14 protein-coding genes are annotated in these 14,039 nt (G+C 63.0%); 5 read left to right on the top strand and 9 right to left on the bottom strand.

Features of this window, described 5'->3' with window-relative positions; all coding sequences use genetic code 11:
* Positions 1-85: 85 nt before the first annotated feature.
* The gene (locus tag PCS43_RS21445) at positions 86-346 is read right to left on the bottom strand and encodes a glutaredoxin family protein (RefSeq protein WP_003941953.1); all 261 of its coding nucleotides are present in this window, start codon (positions 344-346) and stop codon (positions 86-88) included.
* A 200-nt stretch (positions 347-546) separates the two neighbouring features.
* Between PCS43_RS21445 and PCS43_RS21440 the strand changes: the two genes are divergently transcribed.
* On the top strand, positions 547-1,542 hold the full coding sequence (locus PCS43_RS21440; protein WP_209908001.1) for an HAD family hydrolase: 996 nt from the start codon (positions 547-549) through the stop codon (positions 1,540-1,542).
* A gap of 39 nt (positions 1,543-1,581) precedes the next feature.
* On the opposite strand, the gene PCS43_RS21435 is transcribed toward PCS43_RS21440, so the two are convergent.
* The 7 genes from PCS43_RS21435 to PCS43_RS21405 form a co-directional block, all read right to left on the bottom strand.
* Entirely contained in the window at positions 1,582-2,619 is a 1,038-nt protein-coding gene (locus PCS43_RS21435; RefSeq protein ID WP_208689745.1) for a lysophospholipid acyltransferase family protein, read from the bottom strand.
* The gene (locus PCS43_RS21430) at positions 2,616-3,749 is read right to left on the bottom strand and encodes an NAD-dependent epimerase/dehydratase family protein (RefSeq protein WP_003941967.1); all 1,134 of its coding nucleotides are present in this window, start codon (positions 3,747-3,749) and stop codon (positions 2,616-2,618) included. Before PCS43_RS21430 ends, PCS43_RS21435 begins: the two co-directional genes overlap by 4 nt.
* A gap of 217 nt (positions 3,750-3,966) precedes the next feature.
* Positions 3,967-4,068, bottom strand: a complete 102-nt coding sequence (locus PCS43_RS21425) for a 30S ribosomal protein bS22 (RefSeq protein ID WP_003402602.1) — start codon at positions 4,066-4,068, stop codon at positions 3,967-3,969.
* Positions 4,069-4,312: 244 nt separating this feature from the next.
* Complete coding sequence (locus tag PCS43_RS21420) at positions 4,313-4,549, bottom strand: helix-turn-helix domain-containing protein (protein WP_003941845.1); 237 nt, start codon at positions 4,547-4,549, stop codon at positions 4,313-4,315.
* 126 nt (positions 4,550-4,675) lie between these two features.
* Positions 4,676-5,491, bottom strand: a complete 816-nt coding sequence (gene proC / locus PCS43_RS21415) for a pyrroline-5-carboxylate reductase (RefSeq protein ID WP_003941923.1) — start codon at positions 5,489-5,491, stop codon at positions 4,676-4,678.
* A gap of 34 nt (positions 5,492-5,525) precedes the next feature.
* Positions 5,526-6,371, bottom strand: a complete 846-nt coding sequence (locus tag PCS43_RS21410; RefSeq protein ID WP_007735317.1) for a thioesterase family protein — start codon at positions 6,369-6,371, stop codon at positions 5,526-5,528.
* Positions 6,368-7,006, bottom strand: a complete 639-nt coding sequence (locus tag PCS43_RS21405) for a MerR family transcriptional regulator (RefSeq protein ID WP_063314776.1) — start codon at positions 7,004-7,006, stop codon at positions 6,368-6,370. Before PCS43_RS21405 ends, PCS43_RS21410 begins: the two co-directional genes overlap by 4 nt.
* Positions 7,007-7,156: 150 nt before the next feature.
* Here PCS43_RS21405 and PCS43_RS21400 point away from each other — a divergent pair, with 150 nt between their 5' ends.
* From PCS43_RS21400 to PCS43_RS21385, 4 genes are all read left to right on the top strand, one after another.
* The gene (locus PCS43_RS21400; RefSeq protein ID WP_003942051.1) at positions 7,157-7,780 is read left to right on the top strand and encodes a TetR/AcrR family transcriptional regulator; all 624 of its coding nucleotides are present in this window, start codon (positions 7,157-7,159) and stop codon (positions 7,778-7,780) included.
* A gap of 155 nt (positions 7,781-7,935) precedes the next feature.
* Positions 7,936-9,402 (top strand): wax ester/triacylglycerol synthase domain-containing protein, encoded by a 1,467-nt coding sequence (locus tag PCS43_RS21395; RefSeq protein WP_003941881.1) that lies wholly within the window; start codon positions 7,936-7,938, stop codon positions 9,400-9,402.
* A gap of 3 nt (positions 9,403-9,405) precedes the next feature.
* The gene (locus tag PCS43_RS21390) at positions 9,406-11,742 is read left to right on the top strand and encodes a glycerol-3-phosphate 1-O-acyltransferase (protein WP_007735324.1); all 2,337 of its coding nucleotides are present in this window, start codon (positions 9,406-9,408) and stop codon (positions 11,740-11,742) included.
* Positions 11,739-13,172 carry an HAD-IB family hydrolase gene (locus PCS43_RS21385; protein WP_209907999.1) on the top strand — a complete coding sequence of 478 codons (1,434 nt, stop codon included), beginning with the start codon at positions 11,739-11,741 and terminating at the stop codon, positions 13,170-13,172. Before PCS43_RS21390 ends, PCS43_RS21385 begins: the two co-directional genes overlap by 4 nt.
* Here PCS43_RS21385 and PCS43_RS21380 read toward each other — a convergent pair.
* Positions 13,152-14,036: a sugar phosphate isomerase/epimerase family protein gene (locus PCS43_RS21380; RefSeq protein ID WP_208689747.1), complete on the bottom strand. Its 885-nt coding sequence runs from the start codon at positions 14,034-14,036 to the stop codon at positions 13,152-13,154. The two genes, PCS43_RS21385 and PCS43_RS21380, sit on opposite strands and share 21 nt — an antisense overlap.
* Positions 14,037-14,039 lie beyond the last annotated feature (3 nt).

The raw sequence follows: 14,039 nt of genomic DNA, 5'->3' as shown, positions 1-14,039 counted from the left end.
TGAACCCATGCACAAAGTTGCTCGAGACGGGTTCGATGTGCCGTTCACCTGCAAAGCGGCTCCGCGGACAACTTTGAGGGTTGCCTTACTTGCGTAAATCGTCACGAAGGCGCTCCTCGTCGACTTCCCAGTAACCGTGCTCGCGTCCGTCGAGAAGAATGACGGGCAATCTGTCTCCGTACTCCGCTCTCAGCTCTGGATCCGTCGCGGCAGCTTCGTCCACGTCGATGCACGTCAATTCCAGCTCGAACTCGGAACAGACCCGTCGCAGGACCTCCGCCGCGCCGACGCAGGACGCGCATCCTGCGCGTGTCAACAGGGTCACTTCATGCGTAGCTGCAGTCATCGACGCATACCTTTCTTCTACGGGGACGCCATCTACTTGATCGGTCGAGTGTGCCTCCGGAGCCCCACTCGGTGCCAAATCGGCGGAGAGGAACGTCACACACCACAGGGAAGGTCACCATCCAACCCATCGGGCCTCATCGCGGAGGATAGGCTGACTCGAAGAGTTCTCTGCTCGAGAATGCAACACGGGAGGTGCGGGTGCCTGCGCGATCACTACCGAACGGCTCCGGATTCGGATCAGGGCTTGCCGGGGTCATTCTCCCCGGACGTCGCCATGTGAAGAATCCGCTGGGCCCGAGTGAGTCGGAAGTTCGAGCCAATCTCGCCGGCGAGGCGAGCGCTGACGCAGCTCTGGCATTGCACGAAGCTGCCAACCCCACAGAACCGGAAACCGGCGAAGAGCCCGCGGCCGTTCCGCGCGACCTCACGGCCGCCGCATTCTTCGACGTCGACAACACCATGGTGCAGGGTGCGTCGATCATCCACTTCGCCCGTGGTCTCGCTGCACGAAAGTATCTCAAGACCTCGGATCTGGTGGATTTCGCGTGGAAGCAGATCAAGTTCCGAGTCACCGGCCGAGAAAGTAGCGACGACGTCGCCGAAGGCCGCGAGAAAGCACTGTCCTTCGTGGCCGGTCGATCCACCGCCGAACTCGCCCGCCTCGGCGAGGAGATCTACGACGAGGTCATCGCCGACAAGATCTGGCCAGGCACGAGGGCGTTGGCCCAGATGCACCTCGACGCCGGACAACAGGTGTGGTTGGTGACGGCAACTCCGGTCGAACTGGCTCAGGTCATCGCCGAGAAACTGGGATTGACCGGCGCCTTGGGCACTGTCGCCGAGAGTGAGGACGGCGTCTTCACCGGCCGACTCGTCGGCGACATCCTGCACGGCATGGGCAAGGCGCACGCCGTACGGACGTTGGCGGTGCGTGAAGGCCTCAATCTCAAGCGCTGTTCCGCCTACTCCGACAGCCACAACGACGTTCCGATGCTCTCGTTGGTGGGGACACCGGTGGCGATCAATCCCGACGCAGATCTTCGTGAACTCGCGAAGAACCGCGGGTGGGAAGTTCGCGATTTCCGCACCGGACGAAAGGCCGCCAAGATCGGCGTACCGACGGCGCTGGTGCTCGGAGCGGTCGGCGGGGCGCTCGCGGCAATTCTCGCCAGGCGCAAAGAACAGAACGCCTGAGCGGGTTCGGTCCGGATCGAGCAGCGATCCGGACCGAACTCAGCCGAGAAAGACGTTGCGGCGCTTGGCCAACAGTCGATACAGCGTCTGCTGAATCGTTTCTCGGACGTGGTCCGTGACCTCGAACAGGACCATCGGATCGTCGGCGGCAACGCTCTCGAAGGTGTCGGTGACGATGGGCTTTCCGAACTCGATGTACCACTTCGACGGCAACGGAACCAGGCCGAGCGGCCCGAAGTGCGGAAACAGCGGTGTCACCGGGAAATACGGAAGACCGAGAACGCGTGCGAGTGTGGTGAGATCACCGATTTTGGGATAGATCTCCTCCGAACCCACGATCGAGCACGGAATGATCGGAACACCGGTTCGCATTGCGGCCGACACGAAGCCACCGCGCCCGAACCGCTGCAACTTGTACCGCTCACTGAACGGTTTCCCGATGCCCTTGAATCCTTCCGGGAACACGGCCGCGACTTCACCGTCGTTGAGCAGACGCTCGGCGTCGGGGTTGCAGGCCAACGTATGGCCGGCTTTGCGCGCCAGTCCACCCACCACCGGCATCTCGAATGCCATGTCCGCAGCCAACATTCGCAGTGGACGATGCGCTGGATGGTGATCGTGCACGGCAACCGACGTCATCAGTCCGTCGATCGGGATCACACCGGCGTGGTTGGCGACCACAAGCGCTCCCCCGGTGAGGGGAATGTTCTCGATCCCACTGACCTCGACGCGAAACCACTTCTCGAACAACGGGCGCAACATCGGCATGACGACGTTGTCCGCGAAATGCGGGTCGAACCCGAACTCGTCGACCTCGTAGTCGCCGGACACCCGACGTCGGAGGAATTCTGCTGCCGAGGCGATCTGGTCGACGATCGCCGACCTGGCCGAATCGACGAACGTGCTCTCACCGCCGTGGTCGGCCGCCGAGGACACTCCGGACGGATGCCGACGTTCACTTTGTTCACGGATGTCACGCTCCGCACCGGTGACGGACTCACGCGAACGGGAAGTTGCCGACTTTCCGGTGTGAGTTGCGCTGGGCCGCAGGGGAATTACCTTCGCCACGTCAGTCACCCCTTCACCGCACTTCGTCCCGACAGCGGCATGTGCATCACGTCTGCACTTGTTGCCGCCGCGGCGGTGTCACCGCCGAGGATGGTGGTCAACGCATTCTCCGCCCGATCGATCCACTCGGACTTGATGATCCGGCGCGTCTGCATCGCACGCATGAAATCGTCGAGTGCTTGCATGGTGGTCCATCGCGGCTCGAACCCCAGCTCGCTGCGCATGCGAGTGGTGTCGAGTCCGCAGCCGAACCGGAAATACTCGAGTTGCTCGTCGGTGTACAGCCTCATGGACGACCCCACCAACGCGCTGCCGACACTACGGAACAGAGCGAGCGGCATCGGAACTTCCACCCTGCCTGCCCGGCGGATCGCCTGCGACATCATGACCACTCCGTCGCCGGCGATGTTGTACGTACCCGAAGCGTGTCCGATGGTCGCCTTCTCCAGCGCCGCGAGGGCATCCTCGACGTGGAGCAATTGCAGGCGCGCGTTGCGCCCGACGATGGTGGGCACGAGTGGGGCGGTGACGTAGTGCCCGACGGTTGCAGTCAGCTGAGGTCCGATCAACGGCGCCAACCGCAGAATCCCGACCGAGATGTCCGGGCGCCGACGCCCCATTCCGCGGAGGTATCCCTCGATCTCGAGGCTGTCGCGGGCATATCCGCCCGGCGGCCGGCGGCGCGCACTCATTTCTTCGGTGAACTGAGCGGGATCCTTGGCACTGCACCCGTAGACGACCGAAGCCGAGCGCAGGACCACCTTGCGAACCGTCGGAGCTTTCTGACAGACCGCGAACAGTTGCATGGCGCCGATGACGTTCATGTCCTTCATCGCGGCGCGGCTGCCGGCTTTGGGGGCTTTCTGAAGCGTCGACGCGTGCACGACGGTGTCGACCTCGGCGTTTCGGATCACTTTGCCGATCAGCGGATTGCGGATGTCTGCTCGCACGAATTCCGCGCGGCCCATTCTGCGCATCATGTCCTTGCTCGGACTGACGGCGTCGACGGCGATGACACGCTCGATCGACGGATTCTGCGCAAGCCTGGTCACCAGGTAGCCGCCGAGAAATCTGCTCGCCCCGGTCACCAGTACGACGCGAGGCGTCGTGCCCCCTGAAGTGTTGTCACCTTCAACCACCAAGTACCCCCATATCCAGTAGAAACGCGCTCTGCCGAAGCGTCCCTCCCGCGATTTTCCCCCACTTTACGGGCAGAGGGGGTCCCGCGCTGACTACCCAAATTTCGGCCATTCAAGACAAATCGCCCAGCCAATGAGACGTGGCACACATCGCTTCCCCCCGAATATGCTGATGCCCGCCACCCCGGAAGGGGTGGCGGGCATCAACAGGTACTGCTTATTTACCGAGTTTCCTGCGCTGTACTCGGGTACGACGAAGCAGCTTGCGGTGCTTCTTCTTCGACATGCGCTTGCGACGCTTCTTGATCACTGAACCCATAGCGGGTGTCCCTCACGTTCTTCTCTAGCGTTCCTGCGCACGCCGGTCACGTACGCCTGCGCCAAGCAATTGGCGCCTGGCCCTCGTTTTAACTAGCTCAGCGCCTTACGACACCAGCTTGCTGGTACGACAGTGACTCATCGTACCGGTGTGGAGTCACTCGGCATAAACCGAGCCTCCGGCACAGCAACCGCTGTGCCCGCGACTCGGCTCACGCCGAGGTCATCCTCTTCGAACCGGCTGGTCAGCCGGCATCGAAGTACGAGGTTTCGAGGTAATCGTGTACTGCCTTCGCATGTACACGGAACGAACGGCCCACTCGTACAGCAGGCAATTCGCCACTGTGTACCAACCGGTACACAGTCATTTTCGACACCCTCATCAAAGTTGCTACCTCAGCAACAGTGAGGAATTGCGTGCCGGCCACTGCCGGCTTTCCGTCGTGGGACGAACCCATGGACGGCTTGTTTGCAGACACCATTAATCCACATACCTCCAGCACGACTCGCGCCGCCGGCTTCCCCTCCGGCGGAACAGACACGTACGTACTAAGTCGAGCTTAGCTGTACTGGTGGGGTTAAAGCGACGGGTGTGGCTAAACGGACGACTAATCCGCAGCTGCACCCATCGCGGCCGAGCGCGACTTGGCGGCATCCAAGGCATCGAAGAACGCCGTCCGCAGGCCGCCCGCTTCGAGCTGACGCAGTGCCGCAGCCGTCGTTCCGCCCGGTGACGTCACCGCGGCGCGAAGATCCGTCGCGCTGTCGCCGGTGCGATCGAGCATCGCTGCGGAACCGACCATCGTCTGCACCACCAATTCGGTAGCGACCGGGCGCGTCAGGCCGAGACCGACTCCCGCGTCGATCATCGCTTCGGCGACCAGAAAGAAGTAGGCCGGGCCGGAACCGGAGACAGCAGTGACCGCGTCGATCTGCGATTCGGGAACCGTGACCACCTTGCCGACGCTGCCGAGGATGCCGCGTACGAGCTCGAGATGCTCGGCCTTGACGTGCCGTCCGGGCGAGAGCACGCTCACGCCCTCCCCGACCAACATGGGGGTGTTCGGCATGACGCGGATGACCGGGAACCCTGCGGGCAGACGCGTTTCGAAGAATCCCGTGGGGATTCCCGCCGCAAGGGAAACGATCAATTGTTCGAGGTCGCCGTCCAGATCGACCTTCGTCAACGCCGTGAGCGCTGACTCGACGTCGTTCGGCTTCACCGCGATGACGATGACGTCCGCACCCTCGGCGGCATCGGCGACCGTGCTGACGCGGATGGAGTATTCGGCGATCAATTCGTCTGCGCGAGGCTGATATTGCTCGGCGACGACCAGATCCTTGATGGCGTGGCCGGCCTGCAACAGCCCGGAGATCAGCGCCTCGCCGATCTTGCCGCCACCGATAATCGCAATTCTTGTCATGGCGAACAGCCTGCCACGACCGCAGCGATCGACCCTAGCGGGGCATCATCGCCAATTGACGACTCTGGACGACGACTGCGCCCGTCGAATCGAGAACAGCATGATCCTCTTCGAACCACGTGCTGCCCAGAACATCCGAGCTCGCCCGCACGCGAAGCCATCCCGGCGTCGGCAGTCGGCGCAGGTACGTCGTCAACTGCACGGTCGGCGCCCACCCGAACAGGCCGCGGTTCATCGTCACCGGCGCGCTGATGTCACCCGCCATGATCGCGAACAGCACAGCGGTGTCGAGGTCGTTTTCGTCCTCGGGTCGAGGACGGACCCACATCCTGACCTCGGCCTCGCCTTGGCTGCCAGTCAGGAAGTGCGCCGAGGTGGTGTCGATTCGCATGTCGCAACCCTGACCGACATGCACGACCTGCGCCATCGGGTGATCGCCGATGACTGCCACCGCACTCTCCGGCGGTTCCGGTGACATGTCGTCGATCGACGAGGCCGTGACGAAGGTGGGGTCGCCGTCATCGGGGAATCCGAGCGTGACCGCCGCGCGAACAGCGCTGCGGCCCGCCTGGCTCAACTCGACGTCTAATAACGCGACCTGGCGTCCCTGCTTTCGGACGATCACCTCCAGTTCGACTTCACCCGGATCTGGGGCCGACAGATAGTTGGCGCTCACCGCGAGTGGCTGCATCTTCAGAAGCGAGTCGTTCTCACCTGCGCCGTCTCGCAGACATTGACGCGCTGCAGCGGCGCACACAGCCATCATGGAGCCGCCGTGCACTTTCGGCCCGATGGTCCAGATCGAATCGATCGTTGCGGTGTATCGCCCGTCGCCGAGCGAGGTGAGGCGATTGAGATCTTGAAAGGGACTGGTGCTCATCGATTTTCCTGTTCGGTGCTTTCTCGGTGTTGCGGGAAATGTCGTGCGGCCAAATCTTGGTGCGCCAGGCGTCGCAAAGCTGTCAGGACGGGTTCGTACATGGCGGTTCCGAGGACCGCATAGCGAATGCCGTCCTCGGTCGAACTGGTAGGCATCAGCTCGATTTCCACTTCGGCAATCCCTCGGATGTGGTCGCCGTAGGCGCGCAGGCGCGCGTCCGAGAGACTCAGTCCGGCATCCTCGAGGCCGATCAGTGCCCGCTCGAGGTGCGCGACCGCCACGTACCTCGGCTCGAAAACCTGACCGAGAAACTCCAGAACCTTGCGAGCTCTGGGGAACTCTGGATCCGGTTCAGGTTCGACGTACGGGGGTAGTTGCGCGATTGCGCGGCCGAAAGTCTCGAATTCGGATCGTTCGTCAGTGTCCACCAGTTCGAGCACCGCGCGAATCCGTGGAATCGCGAGTCCCGCCCCGGCCAGGGCCCTGATCAACGCGAGTCGCCGGACGTGCTGTTCGCCGTACCTCGCTCCCGTTGCGCTGGTCGGCTCACCCGGCATCAGCAGACCTTCACGGAGGTAGTACTTGATAGTGGCCAGTGCAACGCCGGACTGTGCGGCCAGTTCGGAAACCTTCACCGCTCCTCCGTCCAACTCGCTCGACCCATTACTGGATAGTGATGCTATCCAATGGGGGCCGAGCATCGGTAAGGAGGACACGCCTTGCGCTAGGGTTGAACCTTCTTTGCGCACACCACCAGAAATTTCCGAACGGAGCGAACAGGCGGAATGACGGATTTGCAGTCGGAGGCTCAGCCCGACGAACAGTGGCGCATCGTGGAACCACTGACGCTGACTCCCCTGCTCACCGCCGCACTCGAGGTGTTCCACGAACTCGGTTACCACGGAGCGTCGGTTCGTGACATCGCAAAACGTGCCGGCGTCACCGTGCCGACGCTGTATTACCACCACGGCAACAAACAGGGCATCCTCGTCGCGCTGATGGAACCGGGCATCGAGAACGTCACCGCACGCGCGAGCGCTGCGGTCGACGCTGCCGGACCGTCGCCGACGGCACAGTTCGGCAATCTCGTCGAGGCGTGTGTTCTGCACATGACCAGTCGCTCCGACATAGCCTTCCTCGATTCCGAACTGCGGTACCTCGAGGACGCGGAACGAAAGAGCTACGCCGCCAAGCGAAAGAAGCTCGAGAACCTACTCGTCGACGTACTGACGGCAGGCGTCGAGAGCGGTGAGTTCACGGTCCCGGACATCACCGGAACGGGCCGTGCACTACTGGGAATGTGTCAGTCCGTCGTCCTCTGGTATCGACTCGACGGACCGCAGACTCCGCGCGAAGTCAGTGTTCTCTACCGCGAGATAGCCCTGAAAGCCGTCGGCGTCACTTCTTGAGCACTGAACTTCCCGGCATGTCCGATTAGCCCTTAACTGACGAACGTCACACCTGTCGGCTGACACCGAAACCGGGACGCGCCCACGGTCGCGGGTCCACACTTAGAAGCAGAGATGCGCGGGGTGGATCCGCAGACCGAGGGAGTTCTTGACGTATGGCCAACAGCAATCCATTTGTTCCTCCTAGCGCGGTCGACGTCGACCTTTCCGCGGTCGCCTGGGGGGCGAACCGCACGATGTCCGACTTCGAGACTGGAATGTGGCGGATGGAAGAGGCGCAGCCGCAACTGCGCTCACCGATCGTTGCGGTAGAGGTACTCGATCGTGCCCCGGACTGGGATCGACTTCTCGACGCAGTCGAGTGGGCATCGCACGTGGTTCCGCGTATTCGTATGCGAGCAGTGGAACCGGCAATGCAGCTGGGCAATCCGGTGTGGTCCGTCGATCCCGAGTTCGACATCGGCTACCACCTACGACGCGTCCGCTTACCTGCACCGGCGGACTTCGATCACGCACTGCGCATGTGTCGTCACCTTGCGACGGAACCTTTCGACAAGGCTCGACCGCCGTGGAGCGCGCTGCTCATCGAAGGTCTCGACGACGGTCGCGCCGTGTTCGTGGTCAAGACTCACCACTCCATCACCGACGGCATGGGCGGCATCCAGATGATGACGCTCCTGCACAGCAGACGCCCGGACCCCACTCCGAACAAGCCCGACCGCACACCGCCTGCTCCTGAGCATCTGTCGTCGGTGGGCGCCTTCGGCGAAGAGGTGGTCAGCGAGATCCGGCGTGCGCCCTCGCGTATCGCCAAGCTGGTCCGTGGTGCCACCAATGTTGCGACCACGGCGATCTCGAGTCCGATCACGACAGCTTCCGAGGTCCTCGGTTACGCCAATTCACTCCGCAAGATCGTCACTCCCCCAGCTCGTTCCGGTTCCCCTCTGCTCCACGATCGTGGTCTCGGACGATGGTTCGGAACTCTCGAAGTGGGTGTTCCCGAGCTCAAGGCCGGAGCAAAAGCTGCCGGCGGCTCACTCAACGACGCGTACGTCGCCGCTTTGCTCGGCGGCTTCCATCGCTACCACGAAGCCTTCGGACAATCCGTCGAGAGCATCCCGATGGGTATGCCGATCAGCATGCGCACGGGCGCGGATGCCAACGGCGGCAACCGGTTTGCAGCCGTTCGCTTCAACGGCCCGGTCGCCGAAACGGATCCGGCCAAACGCATCAGGCAGGTGCGAGAGATCGTTCTGAGTCTGCGTGAGGAACCGGCGTTGGACGCTATCGACGTCGCCGCCCCGATCCTCGCTCGCCTGCCGAACTATCTACTCGCGAACTGGTATCTGTCCCAGTCGACAGGACTGGACCTGCAGGCGAGCAACGTCGCCGGCGTACCGGTACCGGTCTATCTCGCCGGAGCGAAGATCGAGCGGATGTTCCCGTTCGGCCCGGCGCCCGGTTGCGCGGCGATGGCGACACTGGTCTCCCACGTCGGGGTGTGCTGTATCGGAATCAATCTCGACACCGCCGCGATCACGAAGCCCGCGCTGCTGATGCAGTGCTTGCAGGAGAGCCTGGACGAGATCGTCGCTCTCGGAGTCACAACGGAAGGTGCGTGAGTCATGAGCGAGAACACGACTAACCCGCGCGTGTACCTCACCGAAACCATGACAGAGGCCGAAGCCGGCGTGCTGCGAAAGTGGCTTGCCGACAAGGCAAGCTCATCCGAAACTCGGCCGGTCACCGTCAACATCACCGACAAGACCCTGGCAGAACTGGCGGCACGGACCGACGACCCGATGCTCGCACCGCTTCGCGTGGTGTGGATTCCGGACACCCATACCAAGCACAACGTCGCGGTGCGACTACGTGATGCGCTGGCACCACGCGATCCTCTCCACCCCGGACGCGGTGCACAACGCAGAACCCTGCGCACCGACCCCTCTCGGTGCCAGGTCATCGAAGGTGAACCCGCACCACTGAGCGATCTCGAGCGTCGCCTCGAAAAGAGCGGTGGCGGTTCGCTACCGGAGTTCATCCGACGGCAGGCCGCTCTGGCACTCGAACGCGCCGAATTGGGCCTACTGGGTGGCCAGTACAAGGTGTCACGGTTCGTCGTCGACGAGATCACCGACACCCGCCGATTCGCCACCGAGGTCATGGCTTTGGCCGACCGGTTGAACATCGCCGTCGCCGAAGTCGATCGCCGCGCACGTGAAGCTCTCGAAGAAATGGTTGCCACCCAGAGTCGCCAAGCCATCGCGGTGTGGGATCGCCTGGGCCGCTACTTCGCTCGCGCCTACAAGCTGGACGTGGACACGAGCCGCTTCGAGGAACTCCGTGAGCTGAACAAGGAACACTCACTGGTCTTCCTCCCCAGTCACCGTTCGTACCTCGATCCCCTCGTCCTGCGTCCGGCGTTGATCGCGAACGGCTTGCCGCTCAATCACGTCATGGGCGGCCTCAACATCAGTTTCTGGCCCATGGGCTCGATCCTCAAGCGCAGCGGCACCGTCTTCATTCGTCGAAGCATCGGCAACGACGAGGTCTACAAGTGGTCGATGCACGAGTACATGCGCTATCTGCTGACCAAGCGCTTCAATCTGGAGTGGTACATCGAAGGTGGACGCGGACGTACCGGGAAACTACGCCCGCCGCGCTTCGGTCTCCTGACCTACCTGACCAAGGCATTTCAGGTCAGCGGAGCGTCCGACGTGTACCTCGTCCCGGTTGCGCTGAGCTACGACCAACTCTACGAGGTCGGGGCCATGGCTGCCGAGGCGCTCGGCGCCGAGAAGACACCGGAAGGCCTGCGCTGGATGGTGGGTTACGTACGCGCCCAGGGAAAACGCAACGGTGTCGCGCACGTGACCATCGGCCGGCCGCTCTCACTCGCGGACGCACTCAGCCAGGAAACCGATCAGCGCCTCGCCATTCAGAAGGCCGGCATCGAGGTGTGTCACCGCATCAACGAGGTCACCCCGGTGACCGTGTCTTCACTGGCGATGTTGGCGTTCCTCGGAATCGAAGACCGGGCGTTGACAGTTCGTGAACTCACCGCGATTCTCACGCCGCTGTTCGGCTACATCACCGCGCGAAATCTTCCGATCGCCGGCGACGTCGAACTGTCCGATCCGCGTGTCATCGAGAAGGCATTGCAGACACACGTCGATTCCGGGGTGCTCGAGCGCTTCGATCGGGGCGGCGAGCAGGTCTTCTACCTCGGCAAGGACCAGCATCTTGTCGCTGCCTTCTACCGCAACAACACGATTCACTTTCTTGTCGTGCGTGCCATCACCGAACTCGTACTTCAGGCAGCCGTCGAAGAGCGGTTCGAGGACCCCATCGGGGACGGGTGGGCAGAGGCCAAGCGCATCCGAGATTTGTTGAAATTCGAGTTCTTCTTCAGTGACCGGGACACGTTCGAGCAGGAGATGCGGACCGAGCTGACGCTGATCGACCCCGAGTGGGAAACCGTCATGGCCGACGACAAACGAACCGAGCACATGATCGAGACGGTTCGCCCGTACCTCGCGCACCGCGTGCTCCAACCGTTCCTCGAGGCGTACCAGGTTGTCGCCGATCAGCTTGTGCTCGCGCCGATTTCGACATCGTTCGACGAAAAGTCGTTCATCAGCAACTGCATCGACGTCGCACATCAGCGTCGACTGCGGCAGCAGATCGCCAGCAACGAATCCGTCTCCGGTGAGTTGTTCGCCACCGCACTGAATTTGGCGCGCAACCGTAACTTGATCGAAGTCGACGACGACGGAGTCCGGGCCCGGCGCCTGGCATTCGCTGCCGAGATCAAGGTTCAGGTCGAGCGCCTGCGTCACCTTCGCGCACTCGCGCATGCACGACTCGATCAGGTGGCGATGCCGGTACCGGACGCCGCTGCGGTAGTGACCATTCCAGAAGCAAACCGAGCGCCCGCCGCGAACGAGGAAGTAGGACTGTGACCGGACTCGAGCGTCTGCACTCCGCCATCGAAGTCGCCCCGCCCGGGCCCGGAACGATCGCCGCCTTCGACCTCGACGGCACCTTGATCAGCGGGTACTCGGCCAGCGTTGTGTACCGAGACCGCCTGCGACGCTTGGATATCAGCGTCGGCGAACTCTTGCGCACCACCGGTGCCGCGATCGACACCCAATTCCGCGGTGCTGACGTCGGAGCACTGATGGACATCGGCGTTCGAGCCCTGGGCGGCCGTACCGTCGAGGAACTGAACGACTGGGGCCGACGGCTGTTCAAGCAGGAAATCGCCGCGATGATCTACCCGGAAGCCCGCGGACTACTGGCGGCACACCGGCGAGCCGGCCACACGATCGTGATGGCTACGTCGGCGACTCCGTTCCAGGCCAAGTACGTCGCCGAAGATCTCGACATCGAAGACGTGCTGTGCACCGAGCCCGAAGTCGTCGACGGCATGCTCACCGGCGAACTGTCTTCGCCCGCACTGTGGGGGCCGGCCAAGGCCAATGCCCTTGCAGGCTATGCCGAGAAGATGGGCGCCGATCTGAAGAACGCGTTTGCGTACTCCAACGGTGTCGAAGACGTCTTCATGCTCGAGGCCGTCGGGCGACCTGTCGCGTTGAATCCCGATCGTGGTCTGGCCAAGATCGCGTTGCGCAATCACTGGCCTTCGGTCAGCCTGCGTAAACCGCAACGAGGCGCAACACCGATCTCCACGATCCGAACGGCGACGGCCATGGGCGCGCTTGCTGCCACCGCCGCCCTCGGTGCGTCGGCAGGCATTGTCACCGGGAACCGTCAACTGGGTGCGAACCTGGTCGGCACGTACGGCCCCGACATCTCGCTCTCACTGCTGGGCATCGACGTCGAGATCGACGGCGAGCACAACGTGTGGGATCACCGCCCGGCGGTGTTCATGTTCAACCATCAGAGTTCCCTGGACATGTTGGTCCTGGGCACCGTGATCAAGCGTGACGTGACCGGCGTCGCGAAGAAGGAGGCGGCAAGCGATCCGCGGTTCATGCCCGTCGGTGCACTGCTCGACGTCGCCTACATCGACCGCACCGACACCACGAAGGCGAAGGCTGCACTGCAACCGGCAGTAGACAAGCTGAAGAATGGTGTCTCGATAGTCATAGCTCCGGAGGGCACCCGTTCTCCGACGCCACGTCTGGGCCCTTTCAAGAAGGGTGGATTCCACTTGGCGATCCAAGCCGGTGTGCCGATCGTGCCCGTGGTGATTCACAACGCGGGTGAACGGATGTGGCGCAATTCGCTTGTCGCCCATCCAGGCCCGGTCTATGTCTCGGTGCTCGATCCCATCTCGACCGAAGGCTGGGAGACCAAAGACCTCGACGCACACGTCGAGAAGGTGCGCGCGCAGTTCGAAGCTGCGCTACTTGCCGGCCACCGCTGAGCGTGCCAGGTGCTCGCGTGCAAACGCGAGCGCCTGCGCCAGCATCGACGCCCGCTCCCGCCGGGTGCGCGCGTTCTGCGTGTTGATCTCGATGACTGCCTGGCCGCTGAATTCGCTCGCAGCCAATTGCTGACACAACTCCGCGCACGGCTGTGAGCCATGCCCCGGAATCAGGTGCTCGTCCATCGACGCCCCGCGACCGTCGGCCAGGTGCAGGTGCTCGAGCCCCTTGCCCATACGGGAGGCCAACTCCAGGGCATCCATGCCCGCCGTCGCGGTGTGCGACAGGTCGAGTGTGTAGTGAGCGTGATCGGAATCGGTCGGGTCGTACGACGGACTGAACGCGGACAACGCTGCCCCTGGACCGCCACGTTTACGCAGACGCTCCGCGGACTTGTCCTTGCCGCCGAAGAAGCTGTCGGCGCGCATGGGGAACATGTTCTCCACCGCCACCACGACGCTGCTCTTCGATTCGAGATCGACAACCTGTTCCGCGAAGCCTTCGGCGTACTTGCGCTGCCACCGGAACGGCGGGTGGACGACCACCGTCGTCGCTCCCAAGGTTTCGGCGGTGCGCACCGAACGCTCGAGCTTCTCGACCGGATCGGAACCCCACACGCGCTGCGAAATCAGCAGACACGGCGCATGCACGGCCTGCACCGGAATCGCATACTTGCGAACGAGGGCAGCGACAGCACCGACGTCCTGACTCACGGATTCGGCCCACACCATCAGTTCGACACCGTCGTATCCGAGATCAGCGGCGTAGCGAAATGCTGCTTCCGTGTTCTCCGGATATACCGAAGCCGTCGACAGGCCGACGGCTATCGGCCGACGAACCATGCGCTGCGATCCCCCGATCATCGT

It is taken from the genome of Rhodococcus sp. C-2, from assembly GCF_027854095.1.
Taxonomy (GTDB): domain Bacteria; phylum Actinomycetota; class Actinomycetes; order Mycobacteriales; family Mycobacteriaceae; genus Rhodococcus_F; species Rhodococcus_F qingshengii.
Note: the sequence above shows the minus strand (reverse complement) of the source record. Positions and strands in the feature narration are given on the sequence as shown.

Bases quoted from the DNA above. Each gene is read 5' to 3' on its own strand.
- PCS43_RS21395 (WP_003941881.1), top strand. From the start codon at position 7,936: ATGGCCAACAGCAATCCATTTGTTCCTCCTAGCGCGGTCGACGTCGAC.
- PCS43_RS21410 (WP_007735317.1), bottom strand. From the start codon at position 6,371: ATGAGCACCAGTCCCTTTCAAGATCTCAATCGCCTCACCTCGCTCGGC.
- PCS43_RS21380 (WP_208689747.1), bottom strand. From the start codon at position 14,036: ATGATCGGGGGATCGCAGCGCATGGTTCGTCGGCCGATAGCCGTCGGC.
- proC (WP_003941923.1), bottom strand. From the start codon at position 5,491: ATGACAAGAATTGCGATTATCGGTGGCGGCAAGATCGGCGAGGCGCTG.
- PCS43_RS21425 (WP_003402602.1), bottom strand. From the start codon at position 4,068: ATGGGTTCAGTGATCAAGAAGCGTCGCAAGCGCATGTCGAAGAAGAAG.
- PCS43_RS21400 (WP_003942051.1), top strand. From the start codon at position 7,157: ATGACGGATTTGCAGTCGGAGGCTCAGCCCGACGAACAGTGGCGCATC.
- PCS43_RS21420 (WP_003941845.1), bottom strand. From the start codon at position 4,549: ATGGTGTCTGCAAACAAGCCGTCCATGGGTTCGTCCCACGACGGAAAG.
- PCS43_RS21445 (WP_003941953.1), bottom strand. From the start codon at position 346: ATGACTGCAGCTACGCATGAAGTGACCCTGTTGACACGCGCAGGATGC.
- PCS43_RS21390 (WP_007735324.1), top strand. From the start codon at position 9,406: ATGAGCGAGAACACGACTAACCCGCGCGTGTACCTCACCGAAACCATG.